We start from the raw sequence: 19,468 nt of genomic DNA, 5'->3' as shown, positions 1-19,468 counted from the left end.
GAAACAAAACTTGGTTTTGCTCTAGTCCTTCTTCATTTTACTGCTAGAAAGGAGAGGTATCCCTTGGAAATATTTGACACACATACACATATTAATTCTGATGAATTTACAACGGAAATTCCTGAAGTTATTGAGCGTGCAAAAGCATTTGACGTGACTAAAATGGCAATTGTTGGATTTGATCAACCAAGCATTTTGAAATCACTAGAACTATCAAAAAGCTATCCTAATTTATATTCTATAATTGGTTGGCATCCAGAAGAGGCAAAAACCTACACACCGGAGACTGAAGAAGTTTTGATAGAACAATTACAGTCGCCAAAAGTTGTCGCAATGGGTGAAATGGGCCTAGATTACCATTGGGATACGTCTCCAATTGAAACGCAGAAAAAAGTTTTCAAACGTCAGGTTGAGATTGCGAAGGCGTTAAAATTACCAATTTCTATTCATAATCGAGATGCCTTTGAGGATGTTTATACAATCCTGAAAGAAGCTGATATTCGTGATATTGGTGGCATTATGCATAGCTTTAATGGTGATGCAAAATGGGCAGAGAAATTCTTAGACTTAGGGATGCATTTATCCTATAGTGGTATTGTGACTTATAATAGTGCTAAAGAAGTTCATGAAGCCGTTAAAGTGACACCAAGCAACCGAATTTTAATTGAAACAGATGCACCATATTTAACGCCAGAACCTTATAGAGGTCAGCGCAATGAACCAGGATACACAAGATACGTCTTGGAAGCTGTCGCAAAAATTCGAGAGAGTTCAAGTATTGATATGGCAGCGGCAACATTTAAAAATGCCGAAAACTTATTTAGGATAGGGTAATATGCAGAAAATTAGAGAAGTAATCGTAGTTGAAGGTCGCGATGACACAAAACGTATCCATTTAGCTGTTAATGCAGATACGATTGAAACACGTGGCTCAGCTATTAGTGACGAAACGTTAGATCAAATTGAACTGTTGCAAGAAACTCGAGGCGTAATTGTATTTACGGACCCTGATTTTTCTGGTGAAAAAATTCGTAAAACTATTTCAGCACGCGTTCCAAATGTACAGCATGCTTTTCTGAAAAAAAGTGAAGCTGTCCCAGATCATAAAGGGAGTTTAGGCGTTGAACATGCTTCAGTTGAAGCGATTCGTGAAGCGCTAGATCATTTGTATACAGAAATGCCTGATGGCGAAACATTGATCAGCTTAGAGGATTTACAAACGGCAGGATTGATTGCCGGACCGGATGCCAAAGCTAAGCGTGAAAAATTAGGTGAGTATCTCAAAATTGGTTACACAAATGGAAAACAATTATACAATCGATTGAAACTATTTCAAATTTCACCAGAAGAGTTCGTCGACGCATTGCAAGAAATTAACGAGACAATAACGGAGGAAAAACATGGCTAACAATGATGTGCCAGACATTGCTTCACCTATTAGAACTAAAGCAATTATGGAAACTTATGGTTTAACTTTTAAAAAGAGTTTAGGCCAAAATTTTTTAACAGATAAAAACGTACTAATGAATATTGTGGACGCCGGAGATATTACGGCTGAAGATGACGTTATCGAAATCGGACCTGGTATTGGGTCATTGACTGAACAATTAGCAAGACGTGCACATCATGTTTTAGCAATTGAAATTGACCAAAATTTGATTCCTGTACTTGGCGAAACACTAAGTCCATATGATAATGTTGATATCGTGGAACAAGATATTTTAAAAGCTAATTTACCAGCGTTAGTAGAAGAACATTTTGATGGACAGCATCCATTAAAATTAGTCGCTAATTTACCTTATTACATTACAACGCCCATTATCATGCATTTACTAGAAACGGCGGTTAAATTAGATAAAATCGTTGTTATGATGCAAAAAGAAGTGGCAGAACGAATTGCAGCTGATCCAGGTAGTCGTACATATGGATCACTAACGGTAGCCGTTCAATATGAAATGGATGCTGAAGTCGCATTCGTTGTTCCAAGAACCGTCTTTATTCCACAACCTAATGTTGATTCAGCTATTATTGTTTTGAATCAAAAAGAAGGCGACGTTGAACGCCCAATTAGTGAAAAGGTCTTCTTTAAATTAGTTAAAGGAAGTTTCCAACATCGACGTAAAAGTTTATGGAATAATTTACAATCAATTTATGGTAAAACACCAGAAATTCGTGAAGCGTTACAAGCAGCATTGGATGCATCAGAAATTTCTGCTCAAATTCGTGCTGAAAAACTAAGTATTCATGAATTTATTGTTTTATCTAACAATCTTATCAAAGTAGAAGAGAAATTTAATTAACTTCTTATTGAACTACTGATGTTCGATGTGGTATAATTGCAAATCTTGTGAAACTATGGTATGATGTTTCACATAAGAAGGTGAAGCCCATCATGCCAGAAACTTTAGCCAGCATCAAAGGTACGCTAGATGCCCAAGTCGGAAAAAATTTAACGGTAGTTGCTCAAGCCGGTAGAAAGAAAACTACAGAACGTAAAGGGATTTTACGCGAAACATTCCCAGCTATTTTTGTAGTCGATTTAAACCAAGATGAGAATTCATTCGAGCGCGTTTCATATAGCTACACAGACGTATTAACAAAAAATATTGAAATTGATTTTGAAGATTAAAAATAAGTATAAAAGCCTAGGTAGGGATGTTTTTAGAACATCTTAACTTAGGCTTTTATTTTTAGAAATAATTAGTATAATTAGAGTTAATTAAGGACTTATAGGATTAGGTGAGAACATGGAGATTCGTGAAAAAGCCCCAGCTAAAATCAACTTGAGTTTAGACACCCCATTTAACCATCAAGATGGTGAACAAGAATGGCGAATGGTGATGACATCAGTTGATTTAGCAGACTACTTACATATCAAATCGCTAGACGATCGAACGGACATTACAGTGGAAACTGATAGTGGTTTTTTACCGTGTGATCACCGAAATTTAGCCTATAAAGCAGCAAAAATTTTACAGGATAAATTTCAGATTAAAAAAGGTGCCCAAATACATATCAAGAAGCAAATCCCAGTTGCTGCTGGGCTAGGTGGCGGTTCATCAGATGCAGCAGCCGTTTTACGTGCTTTGAATCAATTATGGAAACTCAATTTATCTTTAGCAGAGTTGGCAAAAATTGGTTTAAAAATTGATTCTGATGTGCCTTACTGCGTTTATAGTAGAACGGCTCATGTAACGGGTCGTGGTGAGAAGATTGCTATTTTAAAAGACTTACCCCCTGTTTGGTTAGTGGTTGCAAAACCTAAGATTAGTGTTTCAACACCAACTATTATTAGACAAATTGATTATACGCGACTCACTCATCCAAATGTAAACGCCGTTGTGAATGCAATTGAGGACGACGATATGGATGCCATAATTGATAATCTAGGTAATGCGCTTGAACCGATTACAGCTGAACGTCATCCCGAAATTACACGTTTAAAAGAAAAAATGATAAAATTTGGGGCAGATGCAGCAGAAATGAGTGGATCAGGCCCAACTGTATTTGCGATATGTCGTAAAAAAAGTCGAGCACAGCACGTCTACAATAGTTTAAAAGGTTTCTGTGAAGAGGTCTACCTAGTGAGACCGTTAAGTTGATTTTATTGCGATAATTAGCATAATTTGTTATGTTGAAGGCATTAAATACAACTGAAAATGAGGGACAACTTGTGGAAGCCTTAATTGAAATTGACTATACAAATGATTTTGTAGCGACAGATGGACACTTAACGGCGGGAAAACCTGCTCAAGAGATTGAAGCTCGAGTGATAGAATTAATGAATGAGTTTGAACAAAAAGGTGATTATGTTGTTTTAGCAACTGATATTCATTATGAAAATGACCCATTTCATCCAGAAACTAATTTATTTCCACCACATAATATTGCAGGTACAAACGGTCGTAAATTCTATGGTGAGTTGGAGCCTTGGTATCAGGCGCATAAAGATAAATCAAATGTTTATATGATGGATAAAACGAGATATAGTGCTTTTGCGGGAACGGATTTAGATTTAAGATTACGAGCTCGGTCAATTGAAACAGTGCATTTAATTGGTGTTTGCACAGATATTTGTGTTTTGCATACCGCAATTGACGCATATAATTTGGGCTATAAGATTGTCATTCATGAAAAGGCGACAGCTAGTTTTAATCAAGCTGGACATGTATGGGCACTGTCACATTTTAAGGATTCTCTGGGTGCAGAAATTAAAGATTAGTGGATTTAGTACAGCTATTGTTGGAAGAGAGTGTTGTCACTTTGTGATAGCACTTTTTTTTATTAAAAAATTGGAGATAATGACTAATTAAGCGACTAGTTAAGAACGCATCCTTCTATTTACATACTACCTAATATAGGTTAACTTTATAACTAAGACATGATTTAATGTAGCGTGTTAGATTAATCTAATTTGCAAGAAAATGGGGGATTGTCTTTGGGAGAATAAAAGCCATATTTGGGGAAAGGTATGGAGGAAACATAAGTGTTGATAGTTAGTTTATGAGTAACAGATATTGAGTACATATATAGAAAAAATAGGGATGTAATGAAGGATAAGTTAAAGTCCTAAAAATTACGAGGTGAAGATATGAAAATTTGTTCGAAATGTGGGTCTCAGAATGAAAATGATGCATTATACTGTGATAATTGTGGGCAACCGTTAGAAAATAAAAATGTTGCTCCTATGAAAACATGTCCGCAATGCAACATAGCAAATAAGGTTGAGGATCAATTTTGCAATAATTGTGGCTTTAAATTTAATCCGAAAGCGCAAGATACTAATAAAGTAGCAGCGCCAATAGTAAACAATGAAATAACAGAAAAACGAGCTAAAAATAACAACCCGATGAAAATAGTTTTAGGAATTATTTTACTTGTTATTATAGCGGGTGGCGGTTATCTTATAGCTGGAAAGTTAACGCACAAAGATAGTGTACCGACGAAGGAAACAACTACTGCAGTATCTAGCTCAAAAGAAAAGAAAACATCGGAAAAAACGCAATCTTCAGAAAATAGTTTAGTACTAAATAAAGTTAAAATTAAGAATGATATTGCAACATATATGGATGACGTTGATGGAAAAAATTCGGTCTACGTTTCGTTAACAGATGGTAGTGCACCGGTAGTTGAAAATAATCATGCGCAAGGATCAGCCAGCATGATTAAATTATTTATTTTAATTACAGCTTATTCTATGGAAAAAGAAGGGACCATCAACCTAAAGGATAGCTATGTTTTATCAGAATCGGATAAGGTCGGTGGAACGGGAGAAATCCAGAATATGAGCGCAGGTACTAGATTGTCATATAAAGAATTATTAGAAAAAATGATTGATGACAGTGATAATACTGCTGCAAATATTGTGATTGATAAACTTGGTGGATTTGCTTCAATTAATACAGAAATTAAAAAATTAGGCGCAATTAATACAACAATTAAAAGAAAAATGATGGATACAGATGCCCTTAATTCAGGAATCGATAATAAAACGTCAGTAACAGATATGGGTAAAATTCTTAAAAAAATGTATAATCATAAATTAGTGTCTAACCAATCGGATCAGGCAATGCTAGATTTACTAAAAGAAAATAAAAATCTAACTAAATTACCATCGTCCTTACCAACTGGTGTTACAGTCTATAATAAGACAGGCGAATACAACGAATATGGTATTCAAAATGATGCTGCCATTATAGAAAAAGATAAAAAGGCATTTATAGTTGTGGCGATGTCAGAATCGGGAACTGAAGATAAGCAGATTCCGGGAATGAATAGGCTAGGATTAGAATTATATCAAGATATTCTAGAGTAAAATAAGAGTTACCAGATAAAATAATGAGACGCAACATCGTAACTAATGGTTAGTTATGATGTTGCGTCTTTTTGCGCGCAAGATATTAATAGTAAATTATATTTAATTCTAATGATATAGTTCACTTTTAAATTGGAAACGGTTCACTTGCTGACAGGTCGACTTTAAATACAGTTATTATAACAAGATGAACTTATACGAATGACAGCTTAACACCGTAGTGACACTTAAAAAAGTTGACGTAGCTGTACCTAAAATGATATTCTAATATTTGTCGGTAATGGTATTGATTACTATTTAGATTACGATTTGAAAAAATGAGGGAGAAACCATGCAAAAAAAATTAATTTTAGTAAGCATAGTACTCACGATGTTAGTTGTTGTATTGACCGGGTGTGGGCAAGGGGCAACTAAGAAAGAGTCTAATAAATTACAGGTTATCACGACATTTTACCCAGTGTATGAATTTACTAAGGCAGTTGCAGGCGATAACGCAGATATAACAATGTTGATGCCTGCCGGGACAGAACCGCATGATTACGAACCTAGTGCAAAGGATATTAGTAAAATTGCGAGGTCAGATATCTTTATCTATAGTAGTAATAATATGGAAACGTGGGTTAAAAGTTTGAAATCAAGTATTGATGAAAAACAAACGCAGATTTTAAATTCTAGTCATTCAATTAAAATGATTGATGAGAACGAAGAATTGAAAAGTGAAGAGGCTGAATTAGCTAATAAAGAAGAGGAAAGTTCATTTTCATCGACTAATAATTATGACCCTCATATTTGGTTAAATCCTGAAAACGCAAAAAAAATGGTTAAAAACATTTCAAATGAATTAATTCAGCAAGATCCTAAAAATGAAAAGTATTATGTAAAACGAACAAATGCTTATTTGAAAAAATTAACGGAATTAAATCAAGAATATAAAACGACATTTAAAAATGCTAAGAATAAAACATTTGTTACGCAACATGCTGCATTTGCTTACTTGGCAAAACAATATGGACTAACGCAAGTTGCGGTTGCGGGTATTTCTTCGGATGAAGAACCTAGTCCAAGACGTTTGGCAGAGCTACAAACGTATATTAAAAAGTATCATGTAGATACCATTTTTACTGAATCTAATGATTCTAGTAAAATTGCGAATATGCTAGCTAAAGAAACAAATATTAAGGTTAAAGGATTGAATCCAATTGAAGGACTATCAAAAGTTCAAATCGAAAATGGAGAAACATACCTTTCAGTTATGCAAGATAATTTAAAATCGTTAAAAACGGTTGTTAAATAAGGAGAATAGATGAAATATATTGAAGTCAAAGATCTTACCTTTTATTACGATGAAGAACCTGTTTTACAAGATATTAATTTCCACATTGATTCGGGTGAATTTGTCATTTTAACTGGTGAAAATGGTGCTGCAAAATCAACTTTAATTAGAAATGTACTTGGCCTATTACATCCGGCTAAAGGAACTGCTGAAATTTCTAAAACTAATTTAGATAATAAAAAATTACGTGTCGGATATATCCCACAAGAGATTTCATCATTTAATGCGGGGTTTCCGTCAACAGTATATGAACTAGTAGCATCAGGCCGTTACCAACAAAATCGTTGGTTAAGACGTCTGAATAAAAATGATCATGAACATATAAAAAAAGCACTTGAAACAGTTAATATGTGGAACTTTAAGAATCATAAAATTGGTGAATTATCTGGTGGTCAAAAACAACGTGTTTGTTTAGCCCGTATTTTTGCAGCAGATCCTGATTTATTTATTTTAGATGAACCAACAACAGGGATGGATGAACAATCGCGTCACGATTTCTACGAATTATTACAACATGAAGCCCATACGCATCATAAAGGTATCTTGATGATAACGCATGATCATGAAGATGTTTCAGAATATATTGATCGTCACATTAAATTAGTTAGAAAGGAGGACTCACAATGGAGATGTTTCTCGATGGATTCATGCAACGAGCTTTAATTGCTTCACTTTTAATGGCAGTAATTACGCCGTTATTGGGATTATTCTTAGTTTTAAGAAGGCAATCGCTTTTGGCAGATACATTGTCACACGTTTCGTTAGCAGGGGTCGCGTTAGGATTGTTTGTTAATATTAATCCAACAATTACCACACTGATTGTGGTTTTAATTGCCTCAGTTTTAATTGAATTTTTAAGCAATTTATACCGTACGTATTCAGAAGTTTCAATTGCCATTATGATGTCTGCCGGACTATCAATTGCCTTAGTTTTAATGAGTTTAAATCAAGGTGCCAGTTCAATGAGTGTACAGCAATATTTATTTGGTTCAATTGTGACGATTAGTTCAGCGCAGGTTATCATTTTAGCAATTTTAACTGTATTAATTGTCGTTCTCTTCCTACTATTCAAAAAGCCAATGTATGTTTTAACTTTTGACGAAGAGACGGCTTTTGCTGAAGGGTTACCGGTTAGATTGATGTCAATTAGTTTTAACGCAGTTACAGGTGTGACGATTGCTATAATGATGCCAATTGCCGGGGCACTACTCGTTTCTGCAATTATGATTTTACCTGCAGCAATTGCAATGCGATTGGGTCGTAGCTTTAATCTGGTTATTATAATTGGTGTGATAGTTGGTGTAATAGGGATGGTTGGCGGATTAATGTCATCTTACCAATTTAATACACCGCCTGGCGCAACGATTACGCTATTATTCATTACGATTTTCATTATATGCAGTATTATTAAAGTTATATCCGTTAGACTTCAAATTAATAAACAAAAATAAAACCGAATATTAACAATCAACAAGCTACTTTTAAAAATAGCTTGTTTTTTTATTAGAAAATCATTAAAAACCGAACGTTAATAATTATATTTTGGCATTTTACTGTTATTATTCGGTAAAACGGGTTATAATGAAAATCACACTTTGAATACTAGATATGTTTAAAAGAAAGGCCTGATATATATATGAAAACAAGAAGAAGCGATCGATTAATTGATATGACTCGTTATTTGCTAGAAAGACCACATACGTTGGTTTCTTTGACGTATTTCTCAAAACGCTATGAATCAGCTAAATCATCAATCAGTGAAGATCTTGCGATTGTAAAACGTACAGTTAGAGAGCGAGGCACGGGAACGCTAGAAACAATTCCTGGCGCAGCTGGCGGTGCACGTTTTATTCCATCTATTGATGAAGCAGAAGCACGTGAATTTATTGAATCAATGACTGAGGAGTTATCAGAAAAAGATCGGTTATTACCTGGTGGCTATGTCTATCTATCTGATTTACTTGGCCGTCCTGACGTTTTACGTCAAGTAGGACGCTTGATTGCAACAGAGTACTTAGACCAAAAAATTGATGCCGTTATGACAGTTGCAACTAAAGGTGTACCCATCGCACAAAGTGTCTCAACATTTTTGAATGTGCCATTTGTTATTGTGCGTCGCGATTCAAAAATTACCGAGGGTTCAACCGTTAGTGTTAACTATGTATCTGGCTCGAGTGAACGTATTGAAAAAATGGAATTATCAAAGCGTAGTTTAAAACGTGGTGCTAACGTATTAATCGTAGATGATTTCATGAAGGGTGGCGGCACAGTTAACGGAATGAAGAGTTTAATCGAAGAGTTTGAAGCAAACTTAGTCGGTATTTCCGTTTTCGCTGAGGGCGCCTTTAGTGGTGACCGAATTGTTGATGATTATAGTTCATTGTTAAAAGTTGATGAAATTAATCATACAGACAAAACCATTCATGTTAGTGAAGGAAATTATTTAACAAAAACATTTAAAAAATAAAAAGTTAATAGATAATTTATATGAAAACTTAATGTTAAATTTAACATTAAGTTTTTTTTAGAAAATTCCAATAATAATTTAAAATCAAGTGTTTTTTAATTTCGAATAAAGTAAGCATATTTATTCGAAATCTTGCAACGCATACGGGTTTAAGCTATTATTAAGGTAGAATATTAGAATATAATTGGAGGAGACTATCTAATGACAGTTGCTAAATATGCCATTATTCTTGCTGCCGGTAAAGGTACAAGAATGAAATCTAAACTATATAAAGTGTTACATCCGATTGCTGGGCGTCCAATGGTTGACCACGTTTTATCGGAAATTGAAGCAAATAATATGGATGAAGTTGTTACTATTGTGGGACATGGTGCTGAGCAGGTTGAAGAAACGTTAGGCAATCGCTCAGAATATGTTCTTCAAGCAGAACAATTGGGAACTGGTCATGCTGTCCTTCAAGCAGAAAAAATCTTAAAAGATAAAGAGGGTATGACCATTATTGCTAATGGTGATACACCGTTACTTACTGCCAAAACATTTGGTGAATTATTTGAATATCATAAAGAAAAAGGTGCTGCTGCAACTGTTCTAACAGCACAAGCAGAAGATCCAACGGGTTACGGTCGAATTATTCGTAATGATATTGGGATTGTTGAAAAAATTGTTGAACAAAAAGATGCCACAATTCAAGAAGCTAATGTTCAAGAAATTAACACAGGTGTGTACTGTTTTGATAATAAAACTTTATTTGAAGCTTTACATGAAGTAACAAATGATAATGCACAAGGTGAATATTACTTAACTGACGTTATGGAAATTCTTAAAAAACAAGGTAAGATAGTCGCAGCTTACCGCATGAAAGATTTCTCTGAATCAATGGGTGTAAATGATCGTGTGGCTTTATCTGCTGCAACTAAAGTTATGCAACGCCGGATTAACGAAAAACATATGCGCAATGGTGTGACTTTAGTTGATCCTGAGACGACTTACATCGAATATAATGTTAAAATTGGTTCAGATACAATTGTAGAACCAGGCGTTTACTTAAAAGGTAATACAGTCATTGGTGAAGATTGTGTCATTGGTGCTCATTCTGAAATTATTGATAGTATTATTCATGATAAGGTAACTGTTACGTCATCATATCTTGAAGATTCTGAAATGGAAACAATGAGTAACATTGGACCATACAGTCACTTACGTCCTCAAGCACATATTGGTGAAGCTGCTCATATCGGTAATTTTGTAGAAATTAAAAATGCAACTATCGGTAAGAGTACTAAAGTTGGTCATTTGACTTATGTCGGGGATGCCACTTTAGGTAAAGATATTAATGTCGGCTGCGGCGTCGTTTTTGTTAATTATGATGGCGTTAATAAACACCATACCAACATTGGTGATCATTCATTTATTGGTAGTGGATCTAATGTAGTTGCACCACTAGAAGTTGGTGATCATGTATTTATCGCTGCCGGATCAACAATTACAGATAATATTGATTCACACGATATGGGTATTGCTCGTGGTCGTCAAGTGAATAAAAAAGGTTATTTTGACAAATTACCAGTAGCTCATGCACCAGAAATTGATTAGTAAGCGAATTCTTATCGGATTTTAACTTGCAATTTACTTGATTAATATTTAAAATTTTAAGTAGGGAAAATTAAATAACTGGAGGCACATATGTCAGAACATTATTTTGATCCAAAGTTGAAAATTTTTGCTTTGAACTCGAATAAACCATTGGCTGAAAAAATTGCTGATGCTGTTGGTGTTAAATTAGGTAAAACCTCTGTAGATCGCTTTAGTGATGGTGAAATCAGAATTAATATTGAAGAAAGTATTCGTGGAGATCATGTTTACATTGTTCAATCAACATCTGCACCCGTCAATGACAATATTATGGAATTATTAATTATGATTGATGCTTTGCGTCGCGCAAGTGCTAAATCAATTAATGTCGTTATTCCTTACTATGGTTATGCTCGTCAAGATCGTAAAGCACGTTCACGGGAACCAATTACAGCAAAATTAGTTGCTGACATGTTAGAAAAAGCTGGTGCAACAAGAATTTTAGCGCTTGATTTGCATGCTGCTCAAATTCAAGGATTCTTTGATATCCCAGTTGATCATTTAATGGGTGCACCTTTATTAGCTGACTACTTCTTAACCGAAGGATTAGATAAAGATTCTGTTGTCGTTTCACCTGATCATGGTGGAGTGACACGTGCTCGTAAATTAGCAGAATTCTTGAAAGCACCTATTGCAATTATTGATAAACGTCGTCCTAAAGCTAACGTTGCTGAAGTGATGAACATTATTGGTACCGTTGAAGGCAAACGTTGTATCTTAATTGATGATATGGTTGATACGGCAGGAACAATTACGCTTGCTGCTCAGGCTTTAATGGATGCCGGTGCAACTGAAGTGTACGCAAGTGCAACTCATCCGGTTTTATCAGGTCCAGCTGTTGAAAGAATTGCAAAATCACCTATTAAGCAATTTATCGTAACAGATTCAATTCAGTTACCTGAAGATAAGAAAATTGATAAATTAGTTCAAATTTCAGTGGGTCAATTAATTGGGGATGCAATCACGAGAATTCATGAAAACAAACCAGTTAGTCCATTATTTAAAAATCGTTTCCATAATGAAAAATAAAGTTAAGAAAGTTAGATAACTAATGTTGTCTAACTTTTTTTGTATCCAAATTTAGGACATAAAAAAACCGTCAGTCCAGGGAGACTGACGGAAAAAGGGAGTAGAGATAATTAATTTCAGGGGAGAAATTAGTTATGAGTTAGATTAATTTATTCGGGGAAATAAATTAAAATTTAAAAGTTATTAATTAAGGTATGAAGTTATAATAACAAGTAGTTGTGAAGAAAATGTGACGTAAAAAGGAAGAAAGTTCTTCTCGTAGTTAGTACGTTAGAGTAGTAAGCAGTCTGTTTACTTGAATATCTTAGGACTTAATAGATCTTACTAAGAATGATAAACAACATTAAAGTGATTTTTTATTAATATTAGCATTAATTTTATATTATATATAAATTATAAAAGTCTTTTTTAACTTGAATATTATTGTTTTGAGTTAATTATTTATATATAATATTAAATGCGTAAGGGAGAATTTTAAGGAGTTTTTATGAAAAAATTAATGTCATTTATTTTAGTTGCAATATGTGTTTTTGGTATAGCAATTTTAAGTTCAGATCGTGTAGAGGCTAACAATCCGAATTATGTTCATCTTGCTAATAGATGGAATGATCCTTGGGACGAAACTTATAGAATTCAAAAGTGGAGTAAAACTGCGTATGAATTAAACATCAAAAAGATATCGGGAAAAATACGTGTGGAAGCTTGGGGACACTCTTATAAGGCTGGTCGTACAGGAAATGTATCTGTTTCTAAAGGAAAAAAATATGTTATTAAATCTAAAGGACAGACAAAATTAACTAATTATTTAGTAGAGTGGTATGGAACAGGAAACAATGCATATATTGTAAATAGTATTCATGCATATGGTAGTGCTGATGGTAATTGGAAACCTGATAGATAAGAAGAAATAATGTGCTCTCTTACGCATTATATTAAAATAAAAGATTGGTGTGAAAAAAATGAATTCTTATTGGCTGTCGCGTATGGCGAAGAAACAATATTTTTATGGCATATTAGTGGGTTTTGCTTTAATAGTAGTTCACGTGTCTATGGATATGTTACCTAATAGGACTTATCTAGATGGTTCTAATTTAACTTTTACTGTGATTACAACATGGATAGGTATAGGTGGTACTGGTAGCGATTTTTCAGCTTTATTTTATTTGTTATTACCTTTATTTTCAGTGATTGGTTTGAATCTAATTGTCTTCGAGGATAAACAAACAGGTTTTATTAAACAATATGTACAAAAAAAGGGAATTATTAATTATTCTATTCATTCATTTAGCTTAAGCTTTATTTCAGGATTTTTGATTGGGATACTACCTTTATTATTGGATTTATTAGTAGCATGGTGTTTATTCCCTAATCAACCATTAGATGCTGTATTAAATAATAATCTGGGACTTGCATCGAATTCAACATATTTTATGAAGGACCTTTTCCAGCAATCATATACGGGGATTTTATTTTATATTTTACTTGCAGGTTTGTTCGCAGGTGTTTTTTCTGTAGTTGCCGCGAGTGTTAGTTTATATGTAAAAACAATTTATAGTGTGGTTAGTTTTAGTTTTTTACTGTGCTTATTTATAAGTGTTTTAGCTGCTGTATTTCCTTTTTATCTTGCTGCACCTTTGTCGCTTCCTATGGTAGGAGGACCCGCGGAGGGCCTACCTCCTTTATCATTTATTATGGGGATTTTGTTTTTGGTTCTCATTGTAGCTTATCTTTTTAATTTTATGGGAGTAAAACGTAATGCGATTATTTAAAATATATTTAAAAACTAAACGGTCTCGTGACTGGGTAATAGATATTCTTACGTTCTGTTTATTAATTATTTTATCTCTTTTTGAATATTATTTATTTTTAGGTAATGAAAAGAATAGTTCCTTTATTGACGTAGTCCAAGGAGGACTACAAAATAGTTTAAATATTGAAAATATAATGATTCTTTTCTTTCCAATATTGATATTATTACCCTTTCAGGGTTCTAAATTTCCAATTATGTATTATATAAGAAAACCTTTTTCTTTTTTGAGAGTACAAGTGAATTACTTTTATGCCATATATATTTGTGCATTTGTTATCTCTGGAATCCTTTTTTTAATTTTAAATAAGGATAATTTAAAATATAATATAAATGGCTATCAGCTAGTTACAATGGTTATTTATTTTATCGCAATGTATGTTTTTTATAATTTAATAGCGTCCTTTTATTGCCTCACAGGAAATAAAATTATATCGTTATTTTTAATTTATGGTTATTATCAATTAGAAATATTTTTGAACGAAAGAGGGATTAGATTGTTTTTTAATCATGGCATAATCAGTCTTGGATATAGTGTTAACACGTTATATTTAATTCAAAATATATTCTTTATACTACTCTTTTTTATTATTTTGGAGGTTTTTCAAAGATGGATTTTATCAAAAAAAGAATACTCTATAAATTGAAGTTTTTCAGTATCTTAGTTTTTAGAAATATTTATTTAACGATTTATTATTCTAAATGGCGTACGGTGCTCATTTTTATTATGCTAACGATGATGATCATATTGTGCAAAAGAGATCAAGTGAGTGGTATGACGAGCTTACTATATGGTGCTTCGTTAGATACTGAGGGAGAATCTTTTCCTTTATTTTGGTTCATCTTTGTGATTTCTCCAGCATTAGCTATTGGAAATTCACAAATGTTACTATGGAAATCAGATTTTAAAATTCTACATAATATTGGATATAAAAATTATTTATTTAGCAATTTATTGATGTTAGGAATTTATAATAGTTTTTTTTATTTTTTGATAGTGATTATAAACGGTTTTGGTATCTCACATTTAGCTTTCTATAGTTATCTATTTATATTTAGTTTCACCTATCTTGTATTGTTATCAACAGCGTCATTTTTATTAGATGATTTTATACTACCCTTAATAGGGAGTTTAGCAGTCATAATATTAGATGTTTATATTTCTCACATATCCATTATAGACGCAACAATGCTCTCTAGATTTAACCCTAATCATAATTCGGTTAACATTATAATTTTATTAACGATTATATTGAGTTGCATCATTATCTCACTTATAAAAATTAAAGATATTGATTTTATTTAAAGAAAGTAGTGTAAAAATGAAAATAATAGAGTTGAAAAACATTTCCAAAAGAATTAAGCAAAAAGATATTTTAGTAGATATCAATTTATCAATTGAAGAAGGAATCGTTTGTGGATTCAGTGGGCCAAATGGTGCTGGGAAATCCATGATATTTAATACGATTATTGGGTTTGTAAAGCCTACTGAAGGTGAAGTTTGGGTTAATGGAAAATATATCAGAGTAGATGAACTTTTTTCAAGCAGCATTGCTTTTTCTATGGATAGTATTGGTATGTTAGAAGATTTTTCAGTTCTTAAAAACTTGGACTTAATTAATCAACTAAATAGTCATAAAATGACTAAGAATGAATTGAACGAAATGGTAACTTATGTTGGACTAGATCCTAATGATAAGCGTGCGATTAAACACTATTCATTAGGAATGAAGAAAAGGGCCTCAATTGCTTGTTGTTTAATCAATGATGCACCTATTTTAATATTAGATGAACCTAGTAATGCACTAGACGATAGTGGAAAAGACTTTTTGCGTCAGTTAATTATCGATCAAAAAGCAGCAGGGAAAACAATCCTTATTTCTAATCATGATAGTGTTTTCTTAAACGAAGTGAGTGATAAAATCATTCACATTTCAGAAGGTAGAGTTATTCTAAAATGAAAAATAAAAATTCGTGGAAACTAAGTCAGAGAGGATTACTTATTTTGGGAGGCATCTGCTTACTAGCAAGCGCTGTATGGTTATGGAATGCTCATGCAGCAGTAACCGAACAATATAAAAACAGTCAAATTAAGAATGTGTTTGTAACATCTAATCATCAAAAAATAGTAAATGAAAAATTTGTATTTACTAAAATCAAGCATCACGTCACTAAAGACTCAGACGAAGCTTACTACAATGACAGTATTGATGTCGATATTGAATCAAAAAAAGATGGTGACTTTCCACTCGGAGGGCTATTTGTTATGAATAGTTCTTATGATGTGACCCAATCTGATATGCTTAATGAAAAAGGTGAATCTGATTCTTCGCTGCATGTCGGGATAAATCATAAGACTTTAAAAGCAATTATTAGAAAAGGCTCTGGTAATCGTTCTTTTAATTTAGTGTTTTTAACTTCGTCCAAACCAGGTACTAATATAAAATATATCTATCAAAGTGATTTTAAGTGAATATCACTAGGTAAATTAAATTAATTTAGACAGTCCCGGCAGGTAATGCTAGGGCTGTTTTTTACTATTCTTAAAGTATTCAAATTCAACATAAAAAACCGTCAGTCCGGGGAGACTGACGGAAAAAGGGAGTAGAGATAATTAATTTCAGGGGAGAAATTAGTTATGAGTTAGATTAATTTATTCGGGGAAATAAATTAAAATTTAAAAGTTATTAATTAAGGTATGAAGTTATCATAACAAGTAGTTGTGAAGAAAATGTGACGTAAAAAGGATAAAATATGATTACTTTTTTTGTGGGGTGAAAGTATAGGATATATAATATTTTAGTAGTTTTTACATAAAGATTTTCTTAGAATAAAGCACTATTTGAGCTGATTATTAAATACAACTTTTCTACTACCCTTTAAAATTGATAAAGTGTATATTAAAAGGTAGTAAATATAGTTTAAGAAAGTGTTGCTATGGTTCTTTTAGCTCAAGAATTGTTAAATTATAACTTATAAGACTGTTTAAGGCTAGCAGAAGGTAAATGAAAATTAAAGATTCATTTGAATTGTTTGTAACCTATCAAGTCTATTCTATAATATTTTGATTGAATAAGGGTTGAATAATTAGTCAATTAATTAAAGGTGAAATAATTTATGGAATTAAGATACTTTATGAAGAGTCTAATTGAATAGGGAGTGATCCATATCCGGTACAAGATTATAATATTATATTAAAAAATTTAGAGAGCCTGACTTTGATTATGCAGGAGAGTTACCCAAAATATCTATGGCTTTTAGTACGTCTAGTACAGTAACTAGTGTTGGGGCAGAACTTGGGGTAACTTTAGTTACTATTTTCATAGTCTTTGTAGGTTCCTTAATAATATAGAAGGAGAAGAATATGATAGAATTTGAGATAAAAGTATTAATATTTTTATTAATTGGTACGCTTGTATTTATGATTTTAAAAATGCGGAAATATAAAAAAGAAATTACCGAACTTAATGATGTGGAAAAGAAGCAACAAGAACAAATAAGTAGATTAGAAGGGAAAAATAATGAATAGTTATGATCTAGTTTATCTTGTTATGCCTTTAGTATTATTTTGTATTTGGATTGCTTTCTACATTTACTTATGTGTATGTTTATATAAATATAAGAAAGCTAGACGAAAAGTAATAATTAGTTCTGCTAAACTTAATGAATTAACAACAAAAAAGATATTAGAACTAGAAAAAAAGTTAAAAAAATAGAATAAAAACTAATTAAAAAGAGAAGTAATCAGAAATCAATCTGGAGACTTCTCTTTTTAATTTATTATAGAGCTAATCGATTCTCAGAATAGTCTTGTGTCTAATCTGAGAATATAACCAATTAGGTTGGGCATTAAACTTAGACTTCAAACGTATATTTAATTAGAGACAGTACTCGTAATGTTAAAAAGGGGGACCAAAATAATCTTAGATTGTTATTTATTACTACAGATTATAACGCTTGAATATTATGATTTTATAGTCGATACACTTTAATTTTAAGGGTATAAAAAAACCGTCAGTCCGGGGAGACTGACGGAAAAAGGGAGTAGAGATAATTAATTTCAGGGGAGAAATTAGTTATGAGTTAAATTAATTTATTCGGGGAAATAAATTAAAATTTAAAAGTTATTAATTAAGGTATGAAGTTATCATAACAAGTAGTTGTGAAGAAAATGTGATGTAAAAAAGATAAAATATAAGTAAAATAAAAAAACTTGATTCCGATTAAAAATCAGAATCAAGTTTTTATTAATTATTATTTAGTCTTCTTTTGCAATTTTTTCTTCAATTTTTTTTGATGCTTCTCGAGGTAAGTCACTATCTCTTTCAGCTAGTAAGTTACGGATATCTTTTAAATATTCTTCTGTAGGTGTTAATGTCGTTTCTGAAGATTCTTCTTCCTTATCATTAGATCTACTTGTTGCATTTCTAAGTGCTGTGATTCCTTTAAGCAACATAAAGATAACAAAGGCTACGATTATAAAGTTAATGACATCGTCTAAAAATTGTCCGATTTTGAAAGTTGTATCACCAATTGTGAGAACGATCCCTGACAAGTCAACTTTACCGACGACAAGTGCAATGATAGGACCAATGATGTTAGTTGTGAAAGACTTAACGATTGTTGTAAATGCACCACCAATAATAACAGCGACTGCCAAATCCATCACATTTCCGCGAGTGATAAAATCTCTAAATTCTTTTAACATGTTTGATGAGTCTCCTTTAATTTGGTTAACTGTATCTTAAAGTATAACGGATTTTATAGGATAAGTGAACTGAAAATTGTGAGTTAATAGGTTTGAATGATATAATCAAAGCACAAATTAAAAGCGAGCGAGGAACTAACTATCATGAAACAGGCTAAAAGGAATGTCACATTTTTATTAAGTGTACTGGCAATCATTACTGCGATTATCTGGATCCGTGTTGGAGGGGATAGTTTTTCTTTATCTAATGTATATTTTTATATTGGCATTATATTAATTCTAGTCGGCATTATATTAATTTTGAGCCAAGCACAACTATTCGCTGGCTGGTTTAAACGACGAGATAAAGGTGAATCTAAAGAAGATTATAATGAACGTAAAATTGATGTTAAAAGTGTAGGAAGTAAAAAAAATCGTCCGCTTAAAATATCACCATTGATGCGTAGTTGTTTTATTGTTGGTGCATTATTGATTTTGATTGCTGTATTAGTGACTATTTAAACTAGGGAGATGATGTCATGAATATTTTTTTGGGTATTATCATCGTTTTGTGTTTTGCTGTAGGAGCATACTTTGTAGATGGTGGATTTGCAGAAAATGCTGGATCATTATATAAACAATTTAAGCAATCAAAGTTATCTTTTAGAGAATTTATGCGATTGTTGTTTAGAAGATAA

23 protein-coding genes are annotated in these 19,468 nt (G+C 32.5%); 22 read left to right on the top strand and 1 reads right to left on the bottom strand.

Features of this window, described 5'->3' with window-relative positions; all coding sequences use genetic code 11:
- The first annotated feature begins 63 nt into the window (after positions 1-63).
- The 20 genes from AC1RO3_RS06430 (at position 64) to AC1RO3_RS06335 (ending at position 17,612) form a co-directional block, all read left to right on the top strand.
- Complete coding sequence (locus AC1RO3_RS06430; protein ID WP_481761795.1) at positions 64-834, top strand: TatD family hydrolase; 771 nt, start codon at positions 64-66, stop codon at positions 832-834.
- A gap of 1 nt (position 835) precedes the next feature.
- Positions 836-1,408, top strand: a complete 573-nt coding sequence (rnmV, locus tag AC1RO3_RS06425) for a ribonuclease M5 (RefSeq protein ID WP_409021930.1) — start codon at positions 836-838, stop codon at positions 1,406-1,408.
- Complete coding sequence (rsmA, locus tag AC1RO3_RS06420) at positions 1,401-2,300, top strand: 16S rRNA (adenine(1518)-N(6)/adenine(1519)-N(6))-dimethyltransferase RsmA (protein ID WP_409021931.1); 900 nt, start codon at positions 1,401-1,403, stop codon at positions 2,298-2,300. The genes rnmV and rsmA overlap by 8 nt, the downstream gene beginning before the upstream one ends.
- A gap of 92 nt (positions 2,301-2,392) precedes the next feature.
- Positions 2,393-2,629, top strand: a complete 237-nt coding sequence (locus AC1RO3_RS06415) for a Veg family protein (protein ID WP_409021932.1) — start codon at positions 2,393-2,395, stop codon at positions 2,627-2,629.
- Positions 2,630-2,747: 118 nt separating this feature from the next.
- Complete coding sequence (ispE, locus tag AC1RO3_RS06410) at positions 2,748-3,602, top strand: 4-(cytidine 5'-diphospho)-2-C-methyl-D-erythritol kinase (protein WP_481761794.1); 855 nt, start codon at positions 2,748-2,750, stop codon at positions 3,600-3,602.
- 29 nt (positions 3,603-3,631) lie between these two features.
- The gene (locus tag AC1RO3_RS06405; protein ID WP_481761793.1) at positions 3,632-4,222 is read left to right on the top strand and encodes a cysteine hydrolase family protein; all 591 of its coding nucleotides are present in this window, start codon (positions 3,632-3,634) and stop codon (positions 4,220-4,222) included.
- A 369-nt stretch (positions 4,223-4,591) separates the two neighbouring features.
- Positions 4,592-5,815, top strand: coding sequence for a serine hydrolase (locus AC1RO3_RS06400; protein WP_481761792.1), 1,224 nt, complete (start codon positions 4,592-4,594; stop codon positions 5,813-5,815).
- A 331-nt stretch (positions 5,816-6,146) separates the two neighbouring features.
- On the top strand, positions 6,147-7,109 hold the full coding sequence (locus tag AC1RO3_RS06395) for a metal ABC transporter substrate-binding protein (protein ID WP_481761791.1): 963 nt from the start codon (positions 6,147-6,149) through the stop codon (positions 7,107-7,109).
- Between the two features lie 9 nt (positions 7,110-7,118).
- A complete protein-coding gene (locus AC1RO3_RS06390) occupies positions 7,119-7,811 on the top strand; it encodes a metal ABC transporter ATP-binding protein (RefSeq protein ID WP_481761790.1) in 693 nt (230 codons plus the stop codon).
- The gene (locus tag AC1RO3_RS06385) at positions 7,772-8,599 is read left to right on the top strand and encodes a metal ABC transporter permease (protein ID WP_481761789.1); all 828 of its coding nucleotides are present in this window, start codon (positions 7,772-7,774) and stop codon (positions 8,597-8,599) included. Before AC1RO3_RS06390 ends, AC1RO3_RS06385 begins: the two co-directional genes overlap by 40 nt.
- Before the next feature lie 185 nt (positions 8,600-8,784).
- Positions 8,785-9,615 carry a pur operon repressor gene (purR, locus tag AC1RO3_RS06380; protein ID WP_409021938.1) on the top strand — a complete coding sequence of 277 codons (831 nt, stop codon included), beginning with the start codon at positions 8,785-8,787 and terminating at the stop codon, positions 9,613-9,615.
- Between the two features lie 201 nt (positions 9,616-9,816).
- Positions 9,817-11,208 carry a bifunctional UDP-N-acetylglucosamine diphosphorylase/glucosamine-1-phosphate N-acetyltransferase GlmU gene (gene glmU / locus AC1RO3_RS06375; RefSeq protein ID WP_481761788.1) on the top strand — a complete coding sequence of 464 codons (1,392 nt, stop codon included), beginning with the start codon at positions 9,817-9,819 and terminating at the stop codon, positions 11,206-11,208.
- A gap of 90 nt (positions 11,209-11,298) precedes the next feature.
- Positions 11,299-12,276: a ribose-phosphate diphosphokinase gene (locus AC1RO3_RS06370; protein WP_481761787.1), complete on the top strand. Its 978-nt coding sequence runs from the start codon at positions 11,299-11,301 to the stop codon at positions 12,274-12,276.
- Positions 12,277-12,763: 487 nt separating this feature from the next.
- Complete coding sequence (locus AC1RO3_RS06365) at positions 12,764-13,177, top strand: hypothetical protein (protein ID WP_481761786.1); 414 nt, start codon at positions 12,764-12,766, stop codon at positions 13,175-13,177.
- A gap of 82 nt (positions 13,178-13,259) precedes the next feature.
- The gene (locus tag AC1RO3_RS06360; protein ID WP_481762649.1) at positions 13,260-14,045 is read left to right on the top strand and encodes a hypothetical protein; all 786 of its coding nucleotides are present in this window, start codon (positions 13,260-13,262) and stop codon (positions 14,043-14,045) included.
- Entirely contained in the window at positions 14,032-14,730 is a 699-nt protein-coding gene (locus tag AC1RO3_RS06355) for a hypothetical protein (RefSeq protein ID WP_481761784.1), read from the top strand. Before AC1RO3_RS06360 ends, AC1RO3_RS06355 begins: the two co-directional genes overlap by 14 nt.
- Positions 14,694-15,389, top strand: coding sequence for a hypothetical protein (locus AC1RO3_RS06350; RefSeq protein ID WP_481761783.1), 696 nt, complete (start codon positions 14,694-14,696; stop codon positions 15,387-15,389). The genes AC1RO3_RS06355 and AC1RO3_RS06350 overlap by 37 nt, the downstream gene beginning before the upstream one ends.
- Before the next feature lie 16 nt (positions 15,390-15,405).
- Positions 15,406-16,044, top strand: coding sequence for an ATP-binding cassette domain-containing protein (locus AC1RO3_RS06345; RefSeq protein ID WP_481761782.1), 639 nt, complete (start codon positions 15,406-15,408; stop codon positions 16,042-16,044).
- On the top strand, positions 16,041-16,556 hold the full coding sequence (locus AC1RO3_RS06340) for a hypothetical protein (protein WP_481761781.1): 516 nt from the start codon (positions 16,041-16,043) through the stop codon (positions 16,554-16,556). The genes AC1RO3_RS06345 and AC1RO3_RS06340 overlap by 4 nt, the downstream gene beginning before the upstream one ends.
- A gap of 891 nt (positions 16,557-17,447) precedes the next feature.
- On the top strand, positions 17,448-17,612 hold the full coding sequence (locus AC1RO3_RS06335) for a hypothetical protein (protein ID WP_481761780.1): 165 nt from the start codon (positions 17,448-17,450) through the stop codon (positions 17,610-17,612).
- A 729-nt stretch (positions 17,613-18,341) separates the two neighbouring features.
- Here the strand turns inward: AC1RO3_RS06335 and mscL are convergent.
- Positions 18,342-18,791 (bottom strand): large conductance mechanosensitive channel protein MscL, encoded by a 450-nt coding sequence (gene mscL, locus AC1RO3_RS06330; protein WP_409021944.1) that lies wholly within the window; start codon positions 18,789-18,791, stop codon positions 18,342-18,344.
- A 144-nt stretch (positions 18,792-18,935) separates the two neighbouring features.
- Here mscL and AC1RO3_RS06325 point away from each other — a divergent pair, with 144 nt between their 5' ends.
- Both AC1RO3_RS06325 and AC1RO3_RS06320 read left to right on the top strand, forming a co-directional pair.
- Positions 18,936-19,292 carry a DUF3899 domain-containing protein gene (locus AC1RO3_RS06325; RefSeq protein WP_481761779.1) on the top strand — a complete coding sequence of 119 codons (357 nt, stop codon included), beginning with the start codon at positions 18,936-18,938 and terminating at the stop codon, positions 19,290-19,292.
- A 17-nt stretch (positions 19,293-19,309) separates the two neighbouring features.
- Positions 19,310-19,468, top strand: coding sequence for a hypothetical protein (locus tag AC1RO3_RS06320; RefSeq protein ID WP_481761778.1), 159 nt, complete (start codon positions 19,310-19,312; stop codon positions 19,466-19,468).

This window comes from Dellaglioa sp. CoH-57-MRSF-19 (assembly GCF_056781975.1).
This window is presented reverse-complemented; position numbering and strand designations above follow the sequence as displayed.

Excerpts from the sequence above, each read along its gene's own strand:
- AC1RO3_RS06390 (WP_481761790.1), top strand. The coding sequence starts at position 7,119 with ATGAAATATATTGAAGTCAAAGATCTTACCTTTTATTACGATGAAGAA.
- rsmA (WP_409021931.1), top strand. The coding sequence starts at position 1,401 with ATGGCTAACAATGATGTGCCAGACATTGCTTCACCTATTAGAACTAAA.
- AC1RO3_RS06365 (WP_481761786.1), top strand. The coding sequence starts at position 12,764 with ATGAAAAAATTAATGTCATTTATTTTAGTTGCAATATGTGTTTTTGGT.
- AC1RO3_RS06325 (WP_481761779.1), top strand. The coding sequence starts at position 18,936 with ATGAAACAGGCTAAAAGGAATGTCACATTTTTATTAAGTGTACTGGCA.
- AC1RO3_RS06360 (WP_481762649.1), top strand. The coding sequence starts at position 13,260 with ATGGCGAAGAAACAATATTTTTATGGCATATTAGTGGGTTTTGCTTTA.
- AC1RO3_RS06355 (WP_481761784.1), top strand. The coding sequence starts at position 14,032 with ATGCGATTATTTAAAATATATTTAAAAACTAAACGGTCTCGTGACTGG.
- AC1RO3_RS06335 (WP_481761780.1), top strand. The coding sequence starts at position 17,448 with ATGATAGAATTTGAGATAAAAGTATTAATATTTTTATTAATTGGTACG.
- purR (WP_409021938.1), top strand. The coding sequence starts at position 8,785 with ATGAAAACAAGAAGAAGCGATCGATTAATTGATATGACTCGTTATTTG.
- AC1RO3_RS06400 (WP_481761792.1), top strand. The coding sequence starts at position 4,592 with ATGAAAATTTGTTCGAAATGTGGGTCTCAGAATGAAAATGATGCATTA.
- ispE (WP_481761794.1), top strand. The coding sequence starts at position 2,748 with ATGGAGATTCGTGAAAAAGCCCCAGCTAAAATCAACTTGAGTTTAGAC.
- rnmV (WP_409021930.1), top strand. The coding sequence starts at position 836 with ATGCAGAAAATTAGAGAAGTAATCGTAGTTGAAGGTCGCGATGACACA.
- AC1RO3_RS06370 (WP_481761787.1), top strand. The coding sequence starts at position 11,299 with ATGTCAGAACATTATTTTGATCCAAAGTTGAAAATTTTTGCTTTGAAC.
- AC1RO3_RS06320 (WP_481761778.1), top strand. The coding sequence starts at position 19,310 with ATGAATATTTTTTTGGGTATTATCATCGTTTTGTGTTTTGCTGTAGGA.
- AC1RO3_RS06350 (WP_481761783.1), top strand. The coding sequence starts at position 14,694 with ATGGATTTTATCAAAAAAAGAATACTCTATAAATTGAAGTTTTTCAGT.
- AC1RO3_RS06340 (WP_481761781.1), top strand. The coding sequence starts at position 16,041 with ATGAAAAATAAAAATTCGTGGAAACTAAGTCAGAGAGGATTACTTATT.
- mscL (WP_409021944.1), bottom strand. The coding sequence starts at position 18,791 with ATGTTAAAAGAATTTAGAGATTTTATCACTCGCGGAAATGTGATGGAT.
- glmU (WP_481761788.1), top strand. The coding sequence starts at position 9,817 with ATGACAGTTGCTAAATATGCCATTATTCTTGCTGCCGGTAAAGGTACA.
- AC1RO3_RS06415 (WP_409021932.1), top strand. The coding sequence starts at position 2,393 with ATGCCAGAAACTTTAGCCAGCATCAAAGGTACGCTAGATGCCCAAGTC.
- AC1RO3_RS06385 (WP_481761789.1), top strand. The coding sequence starts at position 7,772 with ATGGAGATGTTTCTCGATGGATTCATGCAACGAGCTTTAATTGCTTCA.
- AC1RO3_RS06345 (WP_481761782.1), top strand. The coding sequence starts at position 15,406 with ATGAAAATAATAGAGTTGAAAAACATTTCCAAAAGAATTAAGCAAAAA.
- AC1RO3_RS06405 (WP_481761793.1), top strand. The coding sequence starts at position 3,632 with ATGTTGAAGGCATTAAATACAACTGAAAATGAGGGACAACTTGTGGAA.
- AC1RO3_RS06395 (WP_481761791.1), top strand. The coding sequence starts at position 6,147 with ATGCAAAAAAAATTAATTTTAGTAAGCATAGTACTCACGATGTTAGTT.